This window comes from Kitasatospora sp. NPDC101157 (genome assembly GCF_044768255.1).
Lineage (GTDB): Bacteria > Actinomycetota > Actinomycetes > Streptomycetales > Streptomycetaceae > Kitasatospora.
Window position 1 is genome coordinate 1 of record NZ_JBIWPL010000033.1, and the last position, 20,099, is coordinate 20,099.

The window sequence follows — 20,099 nt, forward strand, 5'->3', positions numbered from 1 at the left end:
CCGTTGGCAGTCTGAAAATCACCCGCAACGCCCCCTTCCGCACCCACCCCCTCCACCGCCCCCTCCCGCAGCGCGTCCCTCTCGCCTTGGTCGGGTGGGAGGGGGAGGGGGGTGGCGCGCGGGGCGTTGCTCGCGCGCCCGGGGGTGGGGGGAGGGGTGTGGGCGCGTGGGGGGGTGCTCGTGTGCCCACGGAGGGGGAGGGGTGTGGGCGCGTGGGGGTTGCTCGTGTGCCCACGGGGTGGGGGTGGTGGGGTGCCGGAGGGGGTGACAGCTGGTGGTTGTCGTGGGTGTCCGGTGGTTGTTGGACCCGGGGGTGGTGGGGGCGGTGGAGTGGGGGCTCCGGTGAGGTGAGGAGTGGGGATGAAGGCGCTGGTGGCTACGGGGGATGCGGGGGAGCCGGTGCGGTTCGCGGAGGTGGAGCAGCCGCGGCCGGGGCCGGGGGAGGTGTTGGTGAAGGTGGAGGCGTTCTCGGTGAACCGGGGGGAGACGTTCCAGCTGGAGGCGCCGGGGGACGGGTGGCGGCCGGGGAAGGACGTGGCCGGGCTGGTGGTGCAGGCTGCGGCTGACGGGTCGGGGCCTGCGGTGTGTCGGCGGGTGGTGGGGCACCCGCCGGCGGCGGGGTGGGCGGAGTACGTGTGTGTGCCGGTGTCCTCGGTGGCGGAGCTGCCGGACGGTGTGGATGCCGTTCGGGCGGCTGCGCTGCCGTTGGCGGGGCTGACGGCGCTGCGGCTGTTGCGGACGGTGGGGGCGGTGGCCGGGCGGCGGGTGCTGTTGACCGGGGCGTCCGGTGGGGTGGGGCACTACTTCACGGAGCTGGCAGCGGCGGCGGGGGCCGAGTTGACCGTCGTCACGGCTTCTCCGGAGCGCGGTCGGAGGCTGGCCGAGCTGGGGGCGGCCGAGGTGGTGCACGAGCTGGGCGAGGCCCGGGGGCCGTACGACCTGGTGCTGGAGTCCACCGGTGGGGCGAACCTGCCGCTGGCGCTGGCCCGGTTGGCCCGGCGGGGCACTCTGGTCTGGTTCGGGCAGGCCTCGCGCACGCCGGCCACGCTGAACTTCTTCGACTTCTTCGCCGGGCCGGAGTCGGCCGTCCTGCGGCACTTCCACTACGCCGACTCGGACGTCCCGGACGGCGAGGACCTGGCCACCCTGGTGCGGCTGGTGGCGGCCGGCCGGCTGACCCCGGAGATCGGCCTGGTCGCGCCCTGGGAGCGGACCGCGACCACCCTCACCGACCTGCGCGACCGGCGGATCCGCGGCAAGGCCGTGCTGACCGTCGCCTGATTGCCGGAAAGGAACTCTCATCGTGTCATTCGTCGACACCCCTGGTCTGCTGCCCGCGTTCATCGCGGAGACCCGACCGCGCGCCCACGGTGCCGGTCTCGACCTGTACGAGTACGACCGGGTGACCGGGTCGCTGGGTTCGCTGCGCGACTGGCCGGCCGCGTTCGGGGCCGTCGGGCGCCGGTACGCCGCCGAGGCCGGGGCCGCCGCCGCCCAGGGGCGTACGGTCACCGCGGGCGGCGCCTACCGCAGTGCCGCCCGCTGGTTCCACGCGGCCGGACTGATGCCGCACCCCGACCGGGCCGGCGCCGCCCGGCTGGCCGCCGAGGCCGACGAGGCGATGGGGCGGTCGTTGGCGCTGCTGGAGCCGGAGGCGGCGCGGGTCGAGGGCGAGGGCTTCGCGGGCTGGCTGCGGCGGCCGGCGGCGGGTGGCGGCCCGGTGGTGCTGATCGTGCCGGGCATGGACTCGGGGAAGGAGGAGTTCCACGCGCTCGCCGACGCGCTGCTGGCCAGGGGGGCCGCCGTGCTGGCGATCGACGGGCCGGGGCAGGGCGTCCTGGCCGCCGGCAGTGCGCCGGAGCCCGACTACCACCGGGTGGTGGGCCGGGCGCTGGACGCGCTCGCGGCGCACGACGGTCTGGATCTCGGCCGCACCGCGGTGGTCGGGCTCAGCCTGGGCGGCTACTACGCGGCGATGGCCGCCGCCCACGAGCCGCGGCTGCGCGCCGCGGTGGCGGTCAGCGGGCCGTACCGGCTGGACTGGGCGGGCCTGGTGCCGTTCGTCACCGAGACGCTCGGCCAGCGCTGCGGCGGCCCCGAGGCGGCCCGGGCCTTCGCCGACCGGCTCGACCTGACCGAGCTCGCGCCGACGATCACCCTCCCGTTGCTGGTGGTCGAGGGCGGTGAGGACCGCATCCCCGGCGTCACCAGTGCCACTGTCCTCGCCGAGCGGGCCCCGAACGCCGAACTGCTGCTCGTCCCGCACGGCAACCACCTGCTCGGCACCGCCCTCCCCGACTGGCTCCCGGCCACCGCCGACTGGCTCACCGCCCGACTCGCCCGGTGAGGGGCGGTCAGGCGGCTGGGGAGGGGAACGCCCCCGGCCTGATCACCTCTGCCGTCCGGGGAAGGCCGCTGTCGAGCGCCGTCGTCCGGATCGGTTGGCGTCAGCGTCAACCGGCGGCGGGGAGCACGGGCCGGCGCGGATCAGTACGGCAGCAGGTCGCTCGTGACCAGGTCGAAGTCGAACGGCTCGGGGATGCGCAGCGTCTCGCCGAAGTCGACGTCCTCACGGCGGTGGTACTTCGTACCGTCGGGTCGGCTGAACAGGGTCACGGTCTTCTGCCTGGCGTCGACCAGCAAGTACAGCGGGATGCCCATCAGGGGGTAGTCGCGAACCTTTCCCACCCAGTCGTTCTCCGGGTTCGAGGGGGAGACCAGCTCGACGGCGACTGCGGCGAGCTCGGACGGGACCTGGTTGTCGGACGTTTCCAGCGCCTCGCTCGGAAGGTATGTCAGGTCCGGGTTGCGGCTCTTGCCGACGTTGGGCGAGACGAGGTCGGTGTTCTCACTCGGCAGCAGGTCGACCGGGGCGTGCCTGTCGAACTGGCGGCGGACCAGTAGCAGGTTTCGCTGGTGGATGCCCGAGGGGCTGACCATCATGACGATGGTGTCGCCCGAGATTTCCACCTTGAAGCCGTCGGGCAGGCTCCGGCGGGCTTCTTCGAGAAGTGCGAAGTGCTCCGGGTTCATGCGCGGTGTCTCCTGGGGTGTGCCGGGCAACACCCTCAGAGTAGTCCGGCGCTGGGGCTGTGACGGCCTTCGTGCGCGGTGTTCCGAGACTCCCACGGACGTTTTCGCCCTACGCCCGGGACGAGAGCGACGTGCTGCGGCTGAACGCTTCGGCTACCCGCGATGGAGGTCCACGAAGGAGGAACCCCAGCCGTCGCACGGCTGGGGTTCCTCGATGCGGTGAGTGACGGTCAACGGGTGGAGCCGCCCGCGGCGTGAACCGCTCGGTTACGCGCCGGCGGGCCGCGCCCGATCGCCATCAGCGTGGATCAGGCGGGGTCAGCGCTGGAGTGTGAGGACGCCGGGCCGCCACGGCAGTCGGTCGTAGGAGCCGGTCGCGGTGGGGGACTTGCCCTGGTAGAGGAGCTGGAGGTTGCAGGGGTCGATGGTCATGGTCTGGTCGGGGTTGTTGCGGACCAGGTCGCCGTGGCTGATGTCGTTGGTCCAGGTGGCACCGCTGTTGGCCTTGCCCGCGAAGGGGTTGTTCTCGCTCGCGGCCTGCGGCGTCCAGGAGCCGTTCAGGCTGGAGGCGGTGAAGGAGCGGAAGTAGCGCTGCTCGTTCGCGCCGCGGGCCTCGACGATCATCAGGTACTGGTTCTGGCCCTTGACCTTGTAGACCTGCGGGGCCTCGAAGAGGTTCTTCTCCGAGTCGCTCATGACCGTGGTGTAGGAGGAGCCGAAGTTGCCGGGGAAGTTGCCGATGGGCATGCTCGCCCGGTAGATGCTGCCGTTGTCACCGGCGAAGAACAGGTACATGTTCTGGTCGTCGGCGATCAGCGTCTGGTCGATCGGGCCGGTGCCGGAGTTGGGGATGCTGCCGGTGAACAGCGGCTGCGGCGCGGACCAGCCGTTGGGGTTGGTCGGGTCGCTGGACGTGCGGTAGACGAACGGCCACTGGCCCCACTGGTAGGCCAGCACCCAGATGTTCTTCGGCGCGAAGTAGAACAGCGTCGGCGCCACCGCGGCCTGGCCCATCCCGGTCTGGGGGGCCGAGGCCATGTCGGACCAGTTCGTGAAGGGGCTGAACATCATCGAGCCGTACGAGGAGCCGTTCACGTTCGACGCGTAGACCAGGTGCTTGCCGTTGTAGACCACGTCGGTGAAGTCCTTCACCGCGGACCAGCCGTTGGCCGGCTGCGCCAGCGCGCCGGTCGAGGACCAGTGGTACGTCGACGGGAGGGTGCAGGTGCCGCCGGCCGTCGGTGCGGACGAGCCGAGGTTCCAGTGCTGGTTGGCGGCGCCCCAGGAGTCCCAGACCTGGACGGAGGTGCCGTTGGCGCTCTGGCCGCCGGGGAGTTCGAGTGCCCGGCCGCTGGCGACGTTGATCAGGGTGTAGGAGCCGTCGGCGTTGCGGTCGGCGCGCCAGTGCTGGTTGGCACCGCCGTTGGCGTCCCAGACCAGCAGCTTCGTGCCGTTGGCCGTCCGGCCGCTGGGCTGGTCCAGGACCCGGCCGCTGGCGAGGTTGGTGAACGTGTAGGAGCCGTCGCCGTTGCGGTCGGCGCGCCAGTGCTGGTTGGCCGCGTCGCCGTTGGCGTCCCACACCTGGAGCGGGGTGCCGTTGCCGTTCTGCCCGGCGGGCTCGTCCAGGACGCGTCCGCCGACCGCCGCGGCGAGCGAGTAGACGGTGCCGGACGTGATGCCCCCGCCCTGTGCGCCGCCGCCACCGTTGCTGCTCCCGCCGCCGAGGGCATTGAGCGCTGCGGCGTAGGCGGGCTTCTTGTTGCCACCGGCGTCGAACAGCAGCGGGTTCTCACCGCCGCGCCACGAGTCGCTGTCGCGGATGCCCCACACCGAGATGCCCGTGCAGCGGGCGACGTCGAGGCAGTCCCGGACGGTGTCGGTGTACGCGCTCGCGGGGGCCTGGGCGATGTCGAGCTCGGTGATCTGGACGTCCACGCCGAGCGCGGCGAAGCTCGACAGCGTGGTCCGGAAGTTCGCCGGTGGGCCGCCCGCGCCGAAGTGGCTCTGGAACCCGACGCAGTCGATCGGCACGCCACGGGACTTGAAGTCCTTGACCATGCCGTAGACGCCCTGGGTCTTGGCGTCGGACCAGTTCTCGATGTTGTAGTCGTTGTAGCAGAGCTTCGCCCCGGGATCGGCGCGCCGGGCGGTGCGGAACGCCTCTTCGATGAAGCCGTTGCCCAGCACGTTCTGGAACACCGAGCCGCGGTGCTGGCCGCTGGGGCCGTCGGCGAACGCCTCGTTCACCACGTCCCAGGCGTAGATCTTGCCCTTGTAGTGGGTCATCTCCTGCGTGATGTGGTCGTCCATCACGCTGCGCAGGGTGTTGGCGTCGTTGATCGAGCCGACCCAGCCGGGCAGCTGGGAGTGCCAGACCAGGGTGTGGCCGCGCACCTTCTGGCCGTGCGCGGCGGCGTGGCCGACGATCGCGTCGGCGGGGCCGAAGTTGAACGAGCCCCGGGAGGGTTCGGTGCTGTCCCACTTCATCTCGTTCTCGGGGGTTATCGCGTTGAACTCCCGGTCGAGGATGGTGGAGTACGTCGAGTCCCCGAGCCTGCCCGCGGCCACCGCCGTGCCGAAGTAGCGGCCGCTGCCGGACGCCGCCGCGCCCAGCGTGGTGGGCGTGCCGGAGTTCGACGTGAACGCGGCCTGAGCGACCAGGGGTACGGCGGCACCCACGGCAGCGAGGACAACGGCGGCGGCGAGCACGCGGCGGGTTGCCGGACGGCGGCGATGAGAGCGGTTCTGATCTGGCAAAGGCTTGTCCTTCTGGCGCTGGGGGCCTCCGTCTAATGCCCCGGTTGACCGTCAGTTGCCGCGGCGCACGGGAAGGTTGCCGTCAGGAAAGGAGAATCTTCCTTCGGACGGATGGGCACGGCCGCGCCGCTCGTTGTGTCATGTGTCCATCAAGTCGGGGGATTCCGCGGCGATGACGTGCGTGGACAGAGGCCACGCGATGAACCGGGGCAGGCTACCGATTGGTAGGCTGCCGCTCCCCCGCTTTCGGATGTGAGCGCCAACAACGCACTGAGAGGCTGCCGACGGACATGCTCTTCGATGATGCGTCCGCGGAGTTCCATGGATTCTTCGAACGCCATTACGCCGAACTGTCCAGGCTAGCCGCCCTTCTGACGGGCGACCCGGATGCGGCCGACGACCTGGCGGCCGATGCGCTGCTCGCTCTGTGGCGGCGGTGGGACCGGCTGCGCGCAGCGGAGCAGCGGCTCGCGTACGCGCGGGGCGTCGTGGCCGAGCTGGCGCGGGCCCGAATCCGGCGTTCGGTGCGTGAAAGGCGGCGGATCACCCTGTTCCGGTCCACCCGGTCGGCGCGGATCGAGGGCCCGGACGCGGCTGCCGCGGTGGACGTGAGGACGGCCTTGGCGTGGTTGCCGTTCCGCAAGCGGGTGTGCGTGGTGCTGCGGCACGCCTTCGACCTGTCGGAGCGGGACACGGCGCTGGCTCTGGGAGTGTCGGTCGGTACGGTGAGGAGCCGGACCTCGAAGGGTACGGCCGAGCTGGAACGGATGCTGGGCGCACGCGTGGCCGGAGCACTGGTGACGGGCAGGGGGAGTCGTTGAACGAGGAGGTCGCCGGACTGCTTCGCGATGCCGCCGAGCAGCATCAGCCCGACCGCGACCGGATCCGGGCTCGGATGGAACGCGGCATGACACCCGCCGCAACCCGCCCCCTCCGGCCACGGATGGGGCGGTCCTGGCCGAAGGCGGCTCTCGTGTCCGTTGCCACGGCCGGCATCCTGGCCGTCGGGGTGGCAGTCGCCGCCGTGGTCCGGAGTTCGCCACCACGGCCCGACATCGCGACCGCTCCCACATCGACCGCGACGGCGACGGTGAGTCCTACGCCCTTCGTCCCGCCCACCGGCAGCCCGGCCCCGAACGCGCCGACGGGTGGACCGGCCCCGAGCGTGCCGACGGGTGGACCGGCCCCGACCGTGCCGACGGGTGGCTCCACCCCGAACGCGTCGTCTGGCAGGCCGGCCCCGAGCGTGCCGACGGGTGGACCGACCCCGACCGTGCCGACGGGCAATCCGAGCCGGTCACCGTCCGGCAGCACGCAGGCCCAGCAGGGAGCCCTGTCATCGGACGGCTCCGTCGACCCCCACAGCACGATCTACTGGGCGCAGAGCAACCTCACGCTCAGGACCACCCAGCCGCTCGCCACCCTCACCGTCGAGCTGCGGATCGCCCAGACCGGCGGGGTGCAGAACACGGGCTACTGGCAGACGCTGCCCGCCGACTGGTTCTCCGTCACCGTGCAGGACCAGGGCGGTGCGCTGGTCTACCGCTGGACGCTCAAGCCCGGCTGCACCGTGCCGGCGGGGCAGCACGTCTTCGCGGCCCAGTACAACCACGCCACGGGCCAGCGGGATCCAAGGGACGACACCTACCGTGCGGACGCCTCGGACTCCGAAGGCGCCCTCGCCGTCGGGGGGCACCTCTCCTCCCCGCGGTGAGACGCGCGTCCGGAGGCGGCGCGTCCGGAGGCGGCGCGCCCGGCCGGAAGGAACGCGTGCTCCCGCACGGCAACCTTTTGTGCTCCGACGGCAACTGATGGGGAATCCGGCCCGCGCCCGCGGGCCGCCGGCTCCAGAAGGACGGACCGTTGCCAGATCTCGACCGACGCACACACCGCCGACGCCCGCCGACCCGTCGCGTGCTCGCCACCGCCGGAGTCCTCGCCGTCCTGGGCGCCACCGTCCCCCTGATCGCCCAGGCTGCCCCGACCCCGAAGGCCCACACGCGAGCGGCCGGGCCGGCCGCAACCGCGACCGGGGACACCCGCCATGTCACGGAGCCCGCACTGCCCACCAGCGTCTGTGCCACCGTTCCCGCCGCCCGGACCATGCCCACCCGCACAGCCGACCAGGGCAGCGAGGCCACCCCACCGGACACGATCCGCATCCAGCATGCCCTCGACACCTGCGCCCGGACCGGACAACAGACCGTGGCCGTCCGCCTGCAGGCGACGGACTCCGGCCACAACGCCTTCCTCACCGGACCGCTGGCCGTCCACCAGGGCGAAGTCCTGCTGCTGGACAGCGGTGTCACCCTCTACGGCTCACGCAACCCCGCCGACTACCAGGTCAGCGGCAAGCCGCGCTGCGGCACCCTCGCCTCCTCCGGGGGCGGCTGCAAACCCCTGATCAGCGTCGCCGGAGCCAACGCCGGCATCGAGGCCGTCCGCGCCCCCGACGGCAGCCAGGGCCGCATCGACGGCCGCGGCGACCAGACCGTCCTCGGCACCACCACCAGCTGGTGGCAGCTCGCCACCGACGCCCAGAAAGCCGGCTCCAACCAGAACAACCCCCGCCTGATCCAGGCCGACAACTCCGACAACTTCACCCTCTACCACGTCGACCTGCTGAACTCCCCCAACTTCCACGTCGTCTACAACGGCGGCAACGGCTTCACCGCCTGGGGCGTACGCATCAAGACCCCCGCCACCGCCCGCAACACCGACGGCATCGACCCGGCCGGCGCCACCAACGTCACCATCACCGACTCCTCCATCATGGACGGCGACGACGGCATCGCCATCAAGGGCGGCAACCGGCCCAGCAGCAACATCACCGTGTCGAACAACCACTTCTACGGCACCCACGGCATCTCCATCGGCAGCGAGACCACCAGCGGCGTGACCAACGTCCTCTTCCGCGACAACACCCTCACCGGCACCGACGCCCTCGGCAACACCAGCGGCTCCAGCACCGGGATCCGCATCAAGAGCTCCCCCGCCAACGGCGGCAGGGTCACCGGCGTCACCTACCTGAACACCTGCCTCGACGCCGTCCGCGCCCCGCTCGTCCTCGACACCCACTACTCCGGCGGCAGCGGCCCCAACGTCCCCTGGTTCACCGGGATCACCGTCGACGGGGTCACCGCGACCCACTCCCCCAAGGGCGCGAAATCCACCCTCGTCGGACTGGACAGGACCCGCCCGCTCGAACTGACCCTGCGGCACGTCAACCTCGACGTCACCACGGTGACCGCCGCCAACGCCCGCATCACCGCCGCCGACACCAACCTCCACCCGTCCGGGCCCGACGTCACCCTGACCACCGCCGACGGCCCGGGCGCGGCCCCCGCCTGCTCCTTCCCCGCCTTCCCCGCCCTCTGACGCCACCGGAACGACTGCGGCCCCGCCGAGGAGGCGGGGCCGCAGTCGTTCTTCCGCCTACTTGAGCGCTGTACCGCCCGAGTTGCGGTACGCGGTCGTCTTGTTGATCAGGTTGCCGCCGTCGGTCTCGGCCGTGGTCTGTTCCTGCTGCCCCGGTCCGAAGAGCAGGCCGGCGATGTGCGCGTTCGCCACCTGGTCCATGTGCGCGAAGAACCAGTCCACCTTGTCGTCCTTGTAGTGGTTGAGCGTGTTGTTCTGCGCCATGTTGCCCACGGGGATCTGCCACAGGACCACCGGCTTGCCCACCGACTCGGCCATCGTCCTGTAGAACGACAGCTGGGCGGCGGCCTTCTGCTCGGTCCAGAACTTGTCGAGGCCGCCGTGGGCGGGCTGCGCGTACCAGCCCGCGTCGCGGTCCGACACGTCGGTGGCCAGGAAGTCGGCGTTCTGTGCGCCGAGGTGGGCGTAGTCCTTGACGCACTGCGGGGTGTTCTGCTGCCAGTCGAAGCAGGACAGGTGCAGTCCGACGGCGGTGTTCGGAGCGTACTTGTGCGCCATCGAGATCAGGCACTGGGCGAGACCGGCGGCGCTGTTCTCCTGCGATCCGCAGTCCGTCGGGTCCGCGGCCTTGACCTGCGCGGCGACCTGGTGCGGGTCGCCGAGCGACCGGACGTAGCCCCAGAAGTCGGGTTCGAGGTCGATCATGTCGTGCGAGGTGCCGATCTTCTGGAGGAAGAAGCGGTAGTCGTTCAGGTACCGGGTGAGCAGGTCGGTCCTGTTGATGGCCTGGACCTCGCCCGGACCGTCGCCCTGGCCCGCCGCGTCGCCGAGGTCGCGCAGCGAGTACCAGGTCCAGAGGAACTTCTGCGGGCGCGGCTTGCCCTGGTAGGTCTGCTGGGCCGCCTTGGCGTCCCGCCAGGTCACGTACGTGCCGGGCGCGGTGGTGCTGCCGTTCCAGCAGCCCCACCAGCCCGTCCACCCGTCCTGGCAGCGGGCCGCCGTGTAGTAGTCGGACGAGGGCGCGGGCTGGCTGTGCACGTAGGCGTACTGCACGTCGAACGGCGCGGCGTTCGCCGATGCGTCGGACATCGAGCCGCCGACGAGCACGGTGGTGCTGCCCATGAAGCTCTTCGCCGAGTTGTTGCCGCCGCCGGCCGGCGCCGGCGGCGCCGATGTCGGGTGGTTGCCGCTGGGGGCCTGGCCCGTCGGAGCGCTGCCACCCGGCGTGGCGGGTTTGGCGGGCGTGGCGGGTTCGGCGGGCGTGGCGCTGCTGCCGGAGCCCCCCGCGTTCCCGGTGCCTCCGGTGCTGCCGGCCGGGACGAGCTGCCACTGCTGGTTGGCGCCGTTCCAGTCGTGGTACTGGGCGATCTGGCCCCCGTCGGCCTTGGAGCCGAGCGGGACCTCGACGGCCTTGCCGTTGAAGCTGTTGATCAGACGGACGTAGCCGTCCGACGACTTCTCCAGGTGGAACTGCTGGTTGGCGCCGTTCAGATCACGCCACTGCCGCACCTGGGCGCCCTCGGCCTTCGACCAGCCGTAGTCGTCCAGCACCTTTCCGGAGTACCGGTTCTGCAGCCGGTAGTTCCCGTCCCCCGCGTCGATGAACTTCCACTGCTGGTTCGCCTCGCCGGTGCGGCTCCACTGCACCACCGAGGCGCCGTCGTACGCGCCGTAGCCGTAGTCGTCCAGCACCTGGCCGGTGCTGCGGTTGACCAGCAGGTACCAGGGGTTCGTGTCCACGGCCACGGTGCCCGCCGAGGCCGTGTTGACCACGGCCACGGTGGCGCCCACGACCGCCAGGCCGACGGCCGCCCAGAAACCCCGGCGCTGGTACAGCCGACGGGCGCGATGCGACGGACGGGCTCCGCGCCCGTGGCCGCCCACCCGTGCGGCGCCACTGGCGGCGTGGGGTGGGCGGGGGACGTCTCTGTGCTCTCGTTCAAGGGACACGTCTGTGCTCTCTTTCAGCCGTCGCATCTGACCGAACCACTTGGCCGGACACCACTGAGTGGCCGCGGAGGCAGAAAAGGTTGCCGCGAGGAGCCGGAGATTCTTCGCCGTGAGCGAGCACCGAGCCGAGCCACCCGGAGGGGAGCACCGCCGCGCCGATGCGCGGCAGGGCCTCGAACAGTGCGTCGAGGACGCGTCGGGGTCCTCCAGTAGGCGCGCGTTCCTCTTGGCGGTCACCAGGCGGCCGCCGGTGACCCGAAGCAGCCGGGCCGCCTTGGCCCATTCCACCAGCAGGTTCAGGTGGTACAGCTCCCGCTGGACTTGGTCTTGAAGGTCCTGTCACCGACGGCCGGGTCGATGGTGTTGCCGGTCTCCAGGAGCGTGACCAGGGCCCGCGCATCCGCCAGGGTGACCTTGCCCGTCTGGGTGAGCTTGCGCCCCGCGCCGATCCAGCTGACGAGACCTCGGATCTGCTCGACGGTGCGTGGCTGCTCGGGTTCCATCATCGCTTCCTGTCTGCCTCGGGCTTGGCGGATTTCATCATCGGGTGTCGGGGGTCCCGCTAGGGTCGCAGCGATGAGTGAGTACCAGTACTACGAGTTCCTGGCGATCGACCGGCCGCTGACCAGCGACGAGCAGGAGCAACTGCGGGCGCTGTCCACCCGGGCCCGGATCACCGCGACCAGCTTCACCAACGAATACCAGTGGGGCGACTTCCGCGGTGATCCGAGGCAGATGGTGGAGCAGTACTACGACGCTCATCTCTACCTGACCAACTGGGGCACCCACCAGGTGATCCTGCGCGTGCCCAAGGGGCAGCTCACGCTGCGGGCGCTGGAACCGTACTGCTTCGACGAGTGCGTCGAGGCATGGACGACCAAGACCCACCTCGTTCTGGACCTACGCAGCGAGGACGAGAGCGGGGACTGGGAGGAGGGCGCGGAGGACTCGCTCGGCGCCATCGCCGGGGTACCGGCCGAGCTGGCTTCCGGGGATCACCGCGCCCTGTACCTTGCATGGCTGTCCGCCATTGGCACCTGGGAACTGCAGGACGACGACGGCGAGGATGAGTATCTGGCAGCGGTCGAGCCCCCGGTCCCGGCCGGTCTCGACCGCCCCACCGCACCGCAGCGAGCGCTCGCGGACTTCCTGCGTGTCGACGCCGACCTGCTGGCGGTCGCCGCCGAGGCCAGCCCGCCCGCCCCCATGCCCCGGAAGCGGCCCGGGAAGAAGGAGCTGGCGCCGCTGATTGCCGCGCTTCCTGAGAAGGACAAGGACGAGATCCTCTTGCGCCTGGCACTGGGCGACGAGCCTCAGCCGAGAGCCGAGTTCCTGCGCCGCTTGCTCGGCGAGCCGTCTGCAGTGACCGCGCCGGGCCGGCGCTCGGCCGCAGAACTGCTGGCCGCAGCACGCACCCGGGCCACCGAGCGCCAGCGGCGTGCCGAGCGGGTTCGGGACGAGGCGCGCGCGACGAAGCTGACCGCCCTGGCCGCCGACGAGGAAGCGATCTGGCGCGAGATCGAGAACCACGTCGCCCGCAAGCAGACGGCTCGCTACGACACCGCCGTGGCCCTCCTGGTCCAGCTCCGTGATGCCTGTGACCACGTCGGACGCGGCGTTGAGTTCCGGCAGCGACTGGCCGCGCTCCGCGAGCAGTACCGGCACCTGCCCGGTCTGCTGCGCAGGCTCGACGACCGGGCCCTGCGAGGCTGATGCTTTCCCTCCACTCACGGGGCTCGCCGAGGGACACCGGTGGCCCCTGGGCCGTGACCAAGCGGCTGGGATATCACGTGCAGGCATTTCGCAAGCGTTGCAGCTAAAATGCCTGCATGACTGCGATCACGATTCGTGAAGTCCCGGACCCGATTCTCGAAACCCTCAAGCTCAAGGCGGCCAAGGCAGGGAAGAGCCTCCAGGCGTACCTGCTCGACCTCGTCACCCGCGAGGCGGCCACGCCGACGTTGGCCGAGATGATGGCCCGCCTTGACCGGGAGACCCGTACCGACGTCAGTACCTCTGACATCCTCGCCGCGATCGATGACGGGCGGGAGCGTCGGTGAATCCAAGCGTTGTCATTGACTGCTCTGCGCTGGTGCGGGTGCTCACCGACCACAGCCCCGCCGGCCACGCCGTCCGCGACCGACTCCGCGGGGTAGATGTGCTTGCCGCCCCTGGCCTGCTCGACTACGAACTCGTGTCGGCTCTCTTCGGCATGGTGCGGGGCGGCAAGCTCGCGGAGGAGGAAGCGGTGAAGGCCATGGCCGACTACCAGGCACTCGCCATCACGCGACACGAGACGCTGATCCTGTGGCAGCGGGTGCGAGAACTGCACCACAACATCAGTGCATATGACGCCCAGTATGTGGCGCTCGCAGAGACCCTCGGCGTGCCGCTCGTCACCAGCGATGCCCGAATCCAGCGCAGCGGTGCGGCCAAGTGCACCATCGAGGTCTTTGCCTAGCCGCTGGTGAAGGCGGGCCGAAGCAGGGCAACGACCGCCCGCTGCGCCGTTGGCGTCAAACGGCACGAAAATGCCCCCGAAGCGATCCGCTTCGGGGGCATCGTGCCTGGTCAGGCAATGTGGCCAGGGCCGGGGTCGAACCGGCGACCTTCCGCTTTTCAGGCGGACGCTCGTACCAACTGAGCTACCTGGCCGTACTGCACCGTCTCTTGCGAGACGAGCGATCCCGACGGGACTTGAACCCGCGACCTCCACCTTGACAGGGTGGCGAGCTAACCAACTGCTCCACGGGACCTGGTAGTGGCGAACCACTAAGGTCTTGCGGCACTGACTTTACTACGGTACTGCGTGCCCCCAACGGGATTCGAACCCGTGCTACCGCCTTGAAAGGGCGGCGTCCTGGGCCACTAGACGATGAGGGCTTGCGGCCCGTCCGGCTGTTTCCAGCGTTCCGGGGACGTCGAGAAGCATATGGGATTCGGGGCGGATCGCCAAAACGGGTTTGCGCCGGGCGGGGCGGGGGTCAGGACCAGCCGAGTTCGTCGAGCTCGTGGTCGTCGAAGCCGAAGTGGTGGGCGACCTCGTGGATGACGGTGGTGCGGACCTCCTCGACGACCTGCTCGTGGGTCTCGCAGTGCCGCAGGGTGGGGCCGCGGTAGATCAGGATCCGGTCGGGCAGGACGCCCGCGTACCACTCGCCGCGCTCGGTGAGCGGGGTGCCCTCGTAGAGGCCGAGGAGTTCGGGGTCGCTCGGGTCGGGCTCGTCCTCGACGAAGACCGCGACGTTGTCCATCATGGCCGCGAGCTGCGGGGGGATCTGGTCCAGGGCGTCGCTGACCAGCGTCTCGAACTCTTCCCGGGTCATTTCCACCGGATCATTGTCGGCTCTCGGGTGACGGTGTGCCAGGCAGCGGGCAGCGGTGTTTGATGGGATTCGTGGCGACCTCGGAGGACACGGTGGAGAGCACGACGACGCCGGTGCGCGAACGGCCGTCGGTGCTGCGCGGGCAGGGTCCGGCCGTGGCGGTGGTCGCCGTGGGCGGGGCGATCGGGGCGGTGGCGCGGTACGCGGCCGGGCTGGGCTGGGAGACCGGGCCGTCGGCCTTCCCGTGGACGACGCTGCTGGTCAACGTGGTCGGCTGCGCGGTGATCGGGGTGTTCCTGGTGGCGATCGCGGAGGGGCGCCCGGCGCACCCGCTGCTGCGGCCGTTCTTCGGCACCGGGGTGCTGGGCGGGTTCACCACCTTCTCGACGTACGCGGTGGACGTCCGACGGCTGCTGGTGGCCGGGCGGCCGGGGCCCGGGCTGGCGTACCTGGGGCTGACCCTGGTGGGCGCGCTCGGCGCGGTGTGGGCGGCGGCGGCGCTGACCCGGCGCGTGATCCGCCGCGGCGGTGCCCGGTGAGCCGGCTGAGCGGCCCGGCGCTGCGGCTGACCGTGCTGGTGGGCGAGAGCGACACCTGGCACCACCGCCCGCTGTACAGCGAGATCGTGCACCGGGCGCGGGCGGCCGGGCTGGCCGGGGCGAGCGTGTTCCGGGGGATCGAGGGGTTCGGGGCCTCCTCGCTGGTGCACACCGCGCGGCTGCTGTCGCTGAGCGAGGACCTGCCGGTGGCGGTGGTGGTCGTGGACGAGGAGGACCGGGTGCGGGCGTTCCTGCCGCAGCTGGAGGAGCTGGTCGCGGAGGGCCTGGTGCTGCTGGACCACTGCGAGGTCGTCCACTACCGGGGCCGGGGTGCGGGCGGGGGCTCGGAGTGAACTGGCTGCTGGTGGTGGCGGGCGCGGTGGTCGGCGCTCCGCTGCGGTACCTGACCGACCGGGCGGTGCAGTCCCGGCACGACTCGGTGTTCCCGTGGGGCACCTTCGCGGTGAACGTGTTCGGGTGCCTGGTGCTCGGCCTGCTGGCGGGGGCGGTGACGGCCGGCGCGGCCTCCTCGCACGTCCAACTGCTGGTCGGGACGGGCTTCTGCGGGGCGCTGACCACCTACTCGACGTTCTCGTACGAGACGCTGAGGCTGGCCGAGTCCGGCGCCGGGCGGTACGCGCTGGCGAACGTGGCCGGGAGCCTGGCGGCCGGGCTGGCGGCGGTGTACGCGGGGGCGGAGCTGGCCTCGGCGATCTGGGGCTGAGGGGCTGAGGCGGCCGAGGGCGCTGAGGCGGCCGAGGCGGCTGGGGTTCCGGGGTTCCGGGGTCCCGGCGTCCTGCGGCGGCCGGGAACTGCCGCACCGACCCGTGTCCCGCAGGGCCCGGCGCGCGTTGGGCACCGAAAAGCGGCCGCGCGCCAGTGGGCGGCCCGGGTGGGGCGGCAGGAGAGTGAGCGCGGTGGCTTCGGTGCGGGCGGTGCGATCGGGAGCGGCGGTGCGGGAGCCGGCTGCGCTGCGGTCGCGCGCGGTACGGGCGGCGGCGGTGCTGGCGGTGGCCGGGCTGGGGCTGACGGGGTGCATGTCGGTCGGTCCGGCGGCGGACGAGAAGCACGGCGGGGTGGCGCCGGTCGGGCAGGCCGGTCCGGCGGGCCGGCCGGGGGCGACGGGCGGTCCCTCGGCCTCGCCGGGCGCCGGGCACCCGGGGGGCGTCCCGGGGCGCGCGGAGCACCAGGGGGGCCTGCAGGCCGAGAACGCGCCGGCCGGGGCCACGGCCGCCGCGCCGGGCGAGCTCACGCCCGGCGCGAACGGCACGGTGGCCGGCGTGGTCCCGGTGCCCGGGGCGCCCGCTCCCGAGGGCGCGCCCGGCGGCAACGCCTCGACGGGCGGGGCGAATTCCAGCCCCGCACCGCACCCCGGCGGCTCCTCGGGCGGCGGTTCGACGGGCACCGGCGGTACCGCCGAGGGCCGTTCCGGCGGCGGCCCGGCGACCCCGTCGGCCACGCCGAGCGCCCACCCGTCCAGCACCCCCGCGCCCGAGCGCACCACGCCCGCCGCGACCGTCCCGCCGGGCCCGGAACCCTCCGCCGGCAGCTCCGGTTCCTCGGCCCCGAGCCCTCGGGCGGCCACCCAATAGCGGGCTGGCCTGGGCATTTGCCTCCGATCCCGAGGGTCCTCTATGGTGGTAGATCGTTCGTTTGATCCATTTGACTGGCGCCCCATTCCCAACTGGCGCCCTTGGCGCGTTCCGGCGATCCGTGGCTGACCGCATAGAGGCGGTTGTGAAACAGAACCCCGGACTTTGGCGCGTGCCACTTCCGGAAGGTTTTGCATGTCTCTCGTTGACGACGCCCGCTTCGCCATGCCCGCGAACGAGGCCGCCGCCGATGTCACCGATTCCACCGAGCAGATCACCGAGGCCGCCGAGCCGGCCGAGGAGATCACCGCCGAGACCGTCGAGGAGACGGTCGAGGCCACCGAGCCCGCCGAGCCCACCATCACCTTCGGCGACCTGGGCCTGCACGACGACGTCGTCCGTGCCCTCGCCAAGCGCGGCGTGACCACCCCGTTCCCGATCCAGGCCGCGACCATCCCGGACGCCCTGGCCGGCAAGGACGTGCTGGGCCGCGGCCGCACCGGCTCCGGCAAGACCCTCAGCTTCGGCCTGCCGCTGCTGACCCGTCTGGCCGACGGCGAGCGCACCCGCGCCAAGCACCCGCGCGGCCTGATCCTGGTCCCGACCCGCGAGCTGGCCATGCAGGTCGCCGACGCCCTGGAGCCCTTCGGCTCGGTGCTCGGCCTGCGTCTCAAGGTCGTCTGCGGCGGCACCTCGATGTCGAACCAGATCTACGCGCTGGAGCGCGGCGTCGACATCCTGGTCGCCACCCCCGGCCGTCTGCGCGACCTGCTGAACCGCGGCGCCGCCAAGCTGGACGACGTCCAGACCGTCGTCCTCGACGAGGCCGACCAGATGGCCGACATGGGCTTCCTGCCCGAGGTCACCGAGATCCTCGACCAGGTGCCGGCCGGCGGCCAGCGCCTGCTGTTCTCCGCCACCCTGGAGAACGAGATCGACACCCTGGTGAAGCGCTACCTGAAGAGCCCGGTCACCCACGAGGTCGACCCGTCGGCCGGCGCCGTCACCACCATGACCCACCACATCCTCGTGGTGAAGCCCAAGGACAAGGCGCCGATCACCAACGCGATCGCCGCCCGCAAGGGCCGCACGATCATCTTCGTCCGCACCCAGATGGGCGCCGACCGCGTCGCCGAGCAGCTGATCGAGGCCGGCGTGAAGGCCGACGCGCTGCACGGCGGCATGACCCAGGGCGCCCGTACCCGCGTCCTCGGCGACTTCAAGGACGGCTACGTCAACGTCGTCGTCGCCACCGACGTCGCCGCCCGCGGCATCCACGTCGACGGCATCGACCTGGTCCTCAACGTGGACCCGGCCGGCGACCACAAGGACTACCTGCACCGCTCCGGCCGCACCGCGCGTGCCGGCCGCTCCGGTGCCGTCGTCACCCTGGTGCTGCCGCACCAGCGCCGCGGCGTCTTCCGCCTGATGGAGGACGCGGGCGTCGACGCCAGCCGCCACATCCTGGACCACGCCTTCGACGCCGAGGTCGCCAAGATCACCGGCGCCCGCTCGCTCACCGAGGTGCAGGCCGAGAGCGCCGCGAACATCGCCGGTGCCGCCGAGCGCGAGCTCGCCGACATGACCCGCCAGCTGGAGCGCGCGCAGCGCCGCGCCACCGAGCTGCGCGAGGAGGCCGACCGCCTGGCCGCCCGTGCGGCGCGCGAGCGGGCCGAGCTGGGCATCGAGGACGAGGCCCCGGCCGCCGCCGAGGCCGGCGAGGAGACCGCCCAGGCCGACGCCCCGGTCGTCGCGGAGGCCCCGGCCGCCGCCGCGCCGCAGGCCGAGGAGCGCGCCCCGTCGTACCGCGAGGCGCGCAGCGAGCGCCCGGCCTTCGGCCGCGACCGCGACCGTGACCGTGACCGTGACCGCGACGACCGCCGTTCCGGTGGCTTCGGTGGCCGTGACCGCGACCGTGACGACCGCCGTTCGGGTGGCTTCGGTGCCGGTCGTGACCGTGACGACCGTCGCTCGGGCGGTTTCAACCGTGACGACCGCGGCGACCGCGGTGGCTTCAACCGCGACCGTGGTGGCTTCGGTGCCGGTCGTGACCGTGACGACCGTCGCTCGGGTGGCTTCAACCGTGACGACCGCGGCGACCGCGGTGGCTTCAACCGCGACCGTGGTGGCTTCGGTGCCGGTCGTGACCGTGACGACCGTCGCTCGGGTGGCTTCAACCGTGACGACCGCGGCGACCGCGGTGGCTTCAACCGCGACCGCGACGACCGCGGCGGCCGCTCCTTCGGTGACCGTCCGGCCCGTTCCTTCGGCGACCGCCCGTCCTTCGGCCGGGAGCGCGACGAGCGCGGCGGCAGCAGCCGTCCGTTCTCGCGCCGCGACGACCACCGCTCCGGCGGCCGTCCGCAGTCCGACCGCGGTGGCTTCAACCGTGACCGCGGCGGCTTCGACCGCGACCGCGGTGGCTTCAACGGCGGCGGCTTCAACCGCGAGGACCGCAAGCCGCGCTGGAAGAACTGACGCCTGACGCACCCACGAAGGGCCCGCTCCGTTTCCCGGAGCGGGCCCTTCGTGTTCCCCGTGTTCCCCCGATCCCCCCGAACACCCCGCTGCTGCTCGCCCCCCGAGGTGTTGTTCTGGAGGTGAGAATAACCTGTGGCGCGCGATGCCGGTAGTCCCGTAGCGTCACGGACATGAGCAGCAGACTGCACGACGTGGCACGGGTGAACGAGGAGATCGCCGCGCGGGGGAGCTACCGGACTGCCGGGGGCGAACTCGTGCAGGTGGGGGAACAGTTGGCGGCGGCCAGGGCCGGCACGGTGTCGTACGCGCCGGCGGACCTCGACGCGATGCTGGCGGAGGGGGAGCGCGGGCCCGGGCCCGCGGGCGGGCGGATCGAGGTGACGGCCGAGGGGAGCATGGAGGCCGCCCGGCGGCTGGTCGCGGCCGGGGCCGGGCCGGTCGGGGTGCTGAACTTCGCCTCCGCGCGCAACCCCGGCGGCGGCTACCTGCGCGGCGCCCGCGCCCAGGAGGAGGACCTGTGCCGCAGCGCGCTGCTGTACAGCTGCCTGGTCGAGGCGCCGGACTACTACGAGGCGCACCGGGCCTCGACGGATCTGCGGTACAGCCACCGGGTGATCGTCTCGCCCGCGGTGCCGGTGATCCGCGGCGACCGGGGAGACCTCCGGGCCCGGCCGTACCCGGTCACCTTCCTGACCTCGCCGGCACCCAACGCCGGTCAGCTGGAACGGCGTTCGGCCGGTACGGACGTCCGGCGGGTGCTCGCCGAGCGGGCCGTCCGGGTGCTCGCGGCGGCGGCCCGGCACGAGGTCCGCGCCCTGGTGCTCGGCGCCTGGGGCTGCGGGGTGTTCCGCAACGACCCGGCCCAGGTCGCCGAGGCCTTCGAGGGTGCGCTGGCCCGGTACGGGGGCGCGTTCGAGCAGGTGGTGTTCGCGGTCTGGGACCGCTCACCGGTCTCGGCGAACCGGGCCGCCTTCGAGGCCAGGTTCGGCGCGGCGGTGGTCCCGTCCCGTCCGGCGCGTTAGCGCCTGTCCGGCGGATCTTGC

The 20,099-nt window shown here is 72.1% G+C and carries 19 protein-coding genes and 3 tRNA genes; 14 read left to right on the forward strand and 8 right to left on the reverse strand.

What is annotated here, in order from left to right:
* The first annotated feature begins 360 nt into the window (after window positions 1-360).
* Both ACIRVF_RS37895 and ACIRVF_RS37900 read left to right on the forward strand, forming a co-directional pair.
* Window positions 361-1,281 carry a zinc-binding dehydrogenase gene (locus ACIRVF_RS37895; RefSeq protein WP_402828723.1) on the forward strand — a complete coding sequence of 307 codons (921 nt, stop codon included), beginning with the start codon at window positions 361-363 and terminating at the stop codon, window positions 1,279-1,281.
* 22 nt (window positions 1,282-1,303) lie between these two features.
* On the forward strand, window positions 1,304-2,347 hold the full coding sequence (locus tag ACIRVF_RS37900) for an alpha/beta hydrolase family protein (RefSeq protein WP_402828725.1): 1,044 nt from the start codon (window positions 1,304-1,306) through the stop codon (window positions 2,345-2,347).
* A gap of 140 nt (window positions 2,348-2,487) precedes the next feature.
* Here ACIRVF_RS37900 and ACIRVF_RS37905 read toward each other — a convergent pair whose 3' ends face one another.
* A complete protein-coding gene (locus ACIRVF_RS37905; protein WP_030289478.1) occupies window positions 2,488-3,033 on the reverse strand; it encodes a Uma2 family endonuclease in 546 nt (181 codons plus the stop codon).
* A 318-nt stretch (window positions 3,034-3,351) separates the two neighbouring features.
* On the reverse strand, window positions 3,352-5,742 hold the full coding sequence (locus ACIRVF_RS37910) for a non-reducing end alpha-L-arabinofuranosidase family hydrolase (RefSeq protein ID WP_402828845.1): 2,391 nt from the start codon (window positions 5,740-5,742) through the stop codon (window positions 3,352-3,354).
* Window positions 5,743-6,080: 338 nt separating this feature from the next.
* Here ACIRVF_RS37910 and ACIRVF_RS37915 point away from each other — a divergent pair, with 338 nt between their 5' ends.
* The 3 genes from ACIRVF_RS37915 (at window position 6,081) to ACIRVF_RS37925 (ending at window position 9,168) form a co-directional block, all read left to right on the forward strand.
* Window positions 6,081-6,611: a SigE family RNA polymerase sigma factor gene (locus ACIRVF_RS37915; RefSeq protein ID WP_402828727.1), complete on the forward strand. Its 531-nt coding sequence runs from the start codon at window positions 6,081-6,083 to the stop codon at window positions 6,609-6,611.
* A gap of 452 nt (window positions 6,612-7,063) precedes the next feature.
* On the forward strand, window positions 7,064-7,504 hold the full coding sequence (locus tag ACIRVF_RS37920; RefSeq protein WP_402828729.1) for a hypothetical protein: 441 nt from the start codon (window positions 7,064-7,066) through the stop codon (window positions 7,502-7,504).
* Between the two features lie 149 nt (window positions 7,505-7,653).
* Window positions 7,654-9,168, forward strand: a complete 1,515-nt coding sequence (locus tag ACIRVF_RS37925) for a glycoside hydrolase family 28 protein (RefSeq protein ID WP_402828731.1) — start codon at window positions 7,654-7,656, stop codon at window positions 9,166-9,168.
* Between the two features lie 57 nt (window positions 9,169-9,225).
* Here ACIRVF_RS37925 and ACIRVF_RS37930 read toward each other — a convergent pair whose 3' ends face one another.
* Window positions 9,226-10,959: an RICIN domain-containing protein gene (locus tag ACIRVF_RS37930; RefSeq protein ID WP_402828733.1), complete on the reverse strand. Its 1,734-nt coding sequence runs from the start codon at window positions 10,957-10,959 to the stop codon at window positions 9,226-9,228.
* Between the two features lie 455 nt (window positions 10,960-11,414).
* Window positions 11,415-11,624 carry a hypothetical protein gene (locus tag ACIRVF_RS37935; RefSeq protein ID WP_402828735.1) on the reverse strand — a complete coding sequence of 70 codons (210 nt, stop codon included), beginning with the start codon at window positions 11,622-11,624 and terminating at the stop codon, window positions 11,415-11,417.
* 70 nt (window positions 11,625-11,694) lie between these two features.
* Here ACIRVF_RS37935 and ACIRVF_RS37940 point away from each other — a divergent pair, with 70 nt between their 5' ends.
* From ACIRVF_RS37940 to ACIRVF_RS37950, 3 genes are all read left to right on the forward strand, one after another.
* Complete coding sequence (locus ACIRVF_RS37940; protein WP_402828737.1) at window positions 11,695-12,831, forward strand: hypothetical protein; 1,137 nt, start codon at window positions 11,695-11,697, stop codon at window positions 12,829-12,831.
* Window positions 12,832-12,947: 116 nt separating this feature from the next.
* Complete coding sequence (locus ACIRVF_RS37945) at window positions 12,948-13,178, forward strand: FitA-like ribbon-helix-helix domain-containing protein (protein ID WP_218203968.1); 231 nt, start codon at window positions 12,948-12,950, stop codon at window positions 13,176-13,178.
* Window positions 13,175-13,579, forward strand: a complete 405-nt coding sequence (locus ACIRVF_RS37950) for a type II toxin-antitoxin system VapC family toxin (RefSeq protein WP_402828739.1) — start codon at window positions 13,175-13,177, stop codon at window positions 13,577-13,579. The genes ACIRVF_RS37945 and ACIRVF_RS37950 overlap by 4 nt, the downstream gene beginning before the upstream one ends.
* Before the next feature lie 120 nt (window positions 13,580-13,699).
* Here the strand turns inward: ACIRVF_RS37950 and ACIRVF_RS37955 are convergent.
* The 4 genes from ACIRVF_RS37955 to ACIRVF_RS37970 all read right to left on the reverse strand — a co-directional run bounded on the left by ACIRVF_RS37955 (window position 13,700) and on the right by ACIRVF_RS37970 (window position 14,444).
* Window positions 13,700-13,773 (reverse strand) — tRNA-Phe (locus ACIRVF_RS37955).
* A gap of 27 nt (window positions 13,774-13,800) precedes the next feature.
* A tRNA-Asp gene (locus ACIRVF_RS37960) sits at window positions 13,801-13,874 on the reverse strand.
* 54 nt (window positions 13,875-13,928) lie between these two features.
* Window positions 13,929-14,001: transfer RNA gene (locus ACIRVF_RS37965), tRNA-Glu, on the reverse strand.
* Window positions 14,002-14,102: 101 nt separating this feature from the next.
* Window positions 14,103-14,444 (reverse strand): metallopeptidase family protein, encoded by a 342-nt coding sequence (locus tag ACIRVF_RS37970; RefSeq protein ID WP_402828741.1) that lies wholly within the window; start codon window positions 14,442-14,444, stop codon window positions 14,103-14,105.
* A gap of 71 nt (window positions 14,445-14,515) precedes the next feature.
* Between ACIRVF_RS37970 and crcB (ACIRVF_RS37975) the strand changes: the two genes are divergently transcribed.
* The 6 genes from crcB (ACIRVF_RS37975) (at window position 14,516) to ACIRVF_RS38000 (ending at window position 20,078) form a co-directional block, all read left to right on the forward strand.
* Complete coding sequence (gene crcB / locus ACIRVF_RS37975) at window positions 14,516-14,983, forward strand: fluoride efflux transporter CrcB (protein ID WP_402828743.1); 468 nt, start codon at window positions 14,516-14,518, stop codon at window positions 14,981-14,983.
* Window positions 14,980-15,336, forward strand: a complete 357-nt coding sequence (locus ACIRVF_RS37980) for a DUF190 domain-containing protein (protein ID WP_402828745.1) — start codon at window positions 14,980-14,982, stop codon at window positions 15,334-15,336. Before crcB (ACIRVF_RS37975) ends, ACIRVF_RS37980 begins: the two co-directional genes overlap by 4 nt.
* The gene (gene crcB / locus ACIRVF_RS37985; RefSeq protein ID WP_402828747.1) at window positions 15,333-15,707 is read left to right on the forward strand and encodes a fluoride efflux transporter CrcB; all 375 of its coding nucleotides are present in this window, start codon (window positions 15,333-15,335) and stop codon (window positions 15,705-15,707) included. The genes ACIRVF_RS37980 and crcB (ACIRVF_RS37985) overlap by 4 nt, the downstream gene beginning before the upstream one ends.
* Window positions 15,708-15,936: 229 nt before the next feature.
* A complete protein-coding gene (locus ACIRVF_RS37990; protein WP_402828749.1) occupies window positions 15,937-16,575 on the forward strand; it encodes a hypothetical protein in 639 nt (212 codons plus the stop codon).
* Between the two features lie 195 nt (window positions 16,576-16,770).
* Entirely contained in the window at window positions 16,771-19,053 is a 2,283-nt protein-coding gene (locus ACIRVF_RS37995; RefSeq protein WP_402828751.1) for a DEAD/DEAH box helicase, read from the forward strand.
* Window positions 19,054-19,226: 173 nt separating this feature from the next.
* On the forward strand, window positions 19,227-20,078 hold the full coding sequence (locus tag ACIRVF_RS38000) for a TIGR02452 family protein (RefSeq protein ID WP_402828753.1): 852 nt from the start codon (window positions 19,227-19,229) through the stop codon (window positions 20,076-20,078).
* The last annotated feature ends 21 nt before the right edge of the window (window positions 20,079-20,099 follow it).

What these genes read in the sequence shown, in the direction of transcription:
- ACIRVF_RS37895 (WP_402828723.1), top strand. Translation starts at nt 361, where the DNA reads ATGAAGGCGCTGGTGGCTACGGGGGATGCGGGGGAGCCGGTGCGGTTC.
- ACIRVF_RS37905 (WP_030289478.1), bottom strand. Translation starts at nt 3,033, where the DNA reads ATGAACCCGGAGCACTTCGCACTTCTCGAAGAAGCCCGCCGGAGCCTG.
- ACIRVF_RS37915 (WP_402828727.1), top strand. Translation starts at nt 6,081, where the DNA reads ATGCTCTTCGATGATGCGTCCGCGGAGTTCCATGGATTCTTCGAACGC.
- ACIRVF_RS37935 (WP_402828735.1), bottom strand. Translation starts at nt 11,624, where the DNA reads ATGATGGAACCCGAGCAGCCACGCACCGTCGAGCAGATCCGAGGTCTC.
- ACIRVF_RS37940 (WP_402828737.1), top strand. Translation starts at nt 11,695, where the DNA reads ATGAGTGAGTACCAGTACTACGAGTTCCTGGCGATCGACCGGCCGCTG.
- ACIRVF_RS37945 (WP_218203968.1), top strand. Translation starts at nt 12,948, where the DNA reads ATGACTGCGATCACGATTCGTGAAGTCCCGGACCCGATTCTCGAAACC.
- ACIRVF_RS37970 (WP_402828741.1), bottom strand. Translation starts at nt 14,444, where the DNA reads ATGACCCGGGAAGAGTTCGAGACGCTGGTCAGCGACGCCCTGGACCAG.
- ACIRVF_RS37995 (WP_402828751.1), top strand. Translation starts at nt 16,771, where the DNA reads ATGTCTCTCGTTGACGACGCCCGCTTCGCCATGCCCGCGAACGAGGCC.
- ACIRVF_RS38000 (WP_402828753.1), top strand. Translation starts at nt 19,227, where the DNA reads ATGAGCAGCAGACTGCACGACGTGGCACGGGTGAACGAGGAGATCGCC.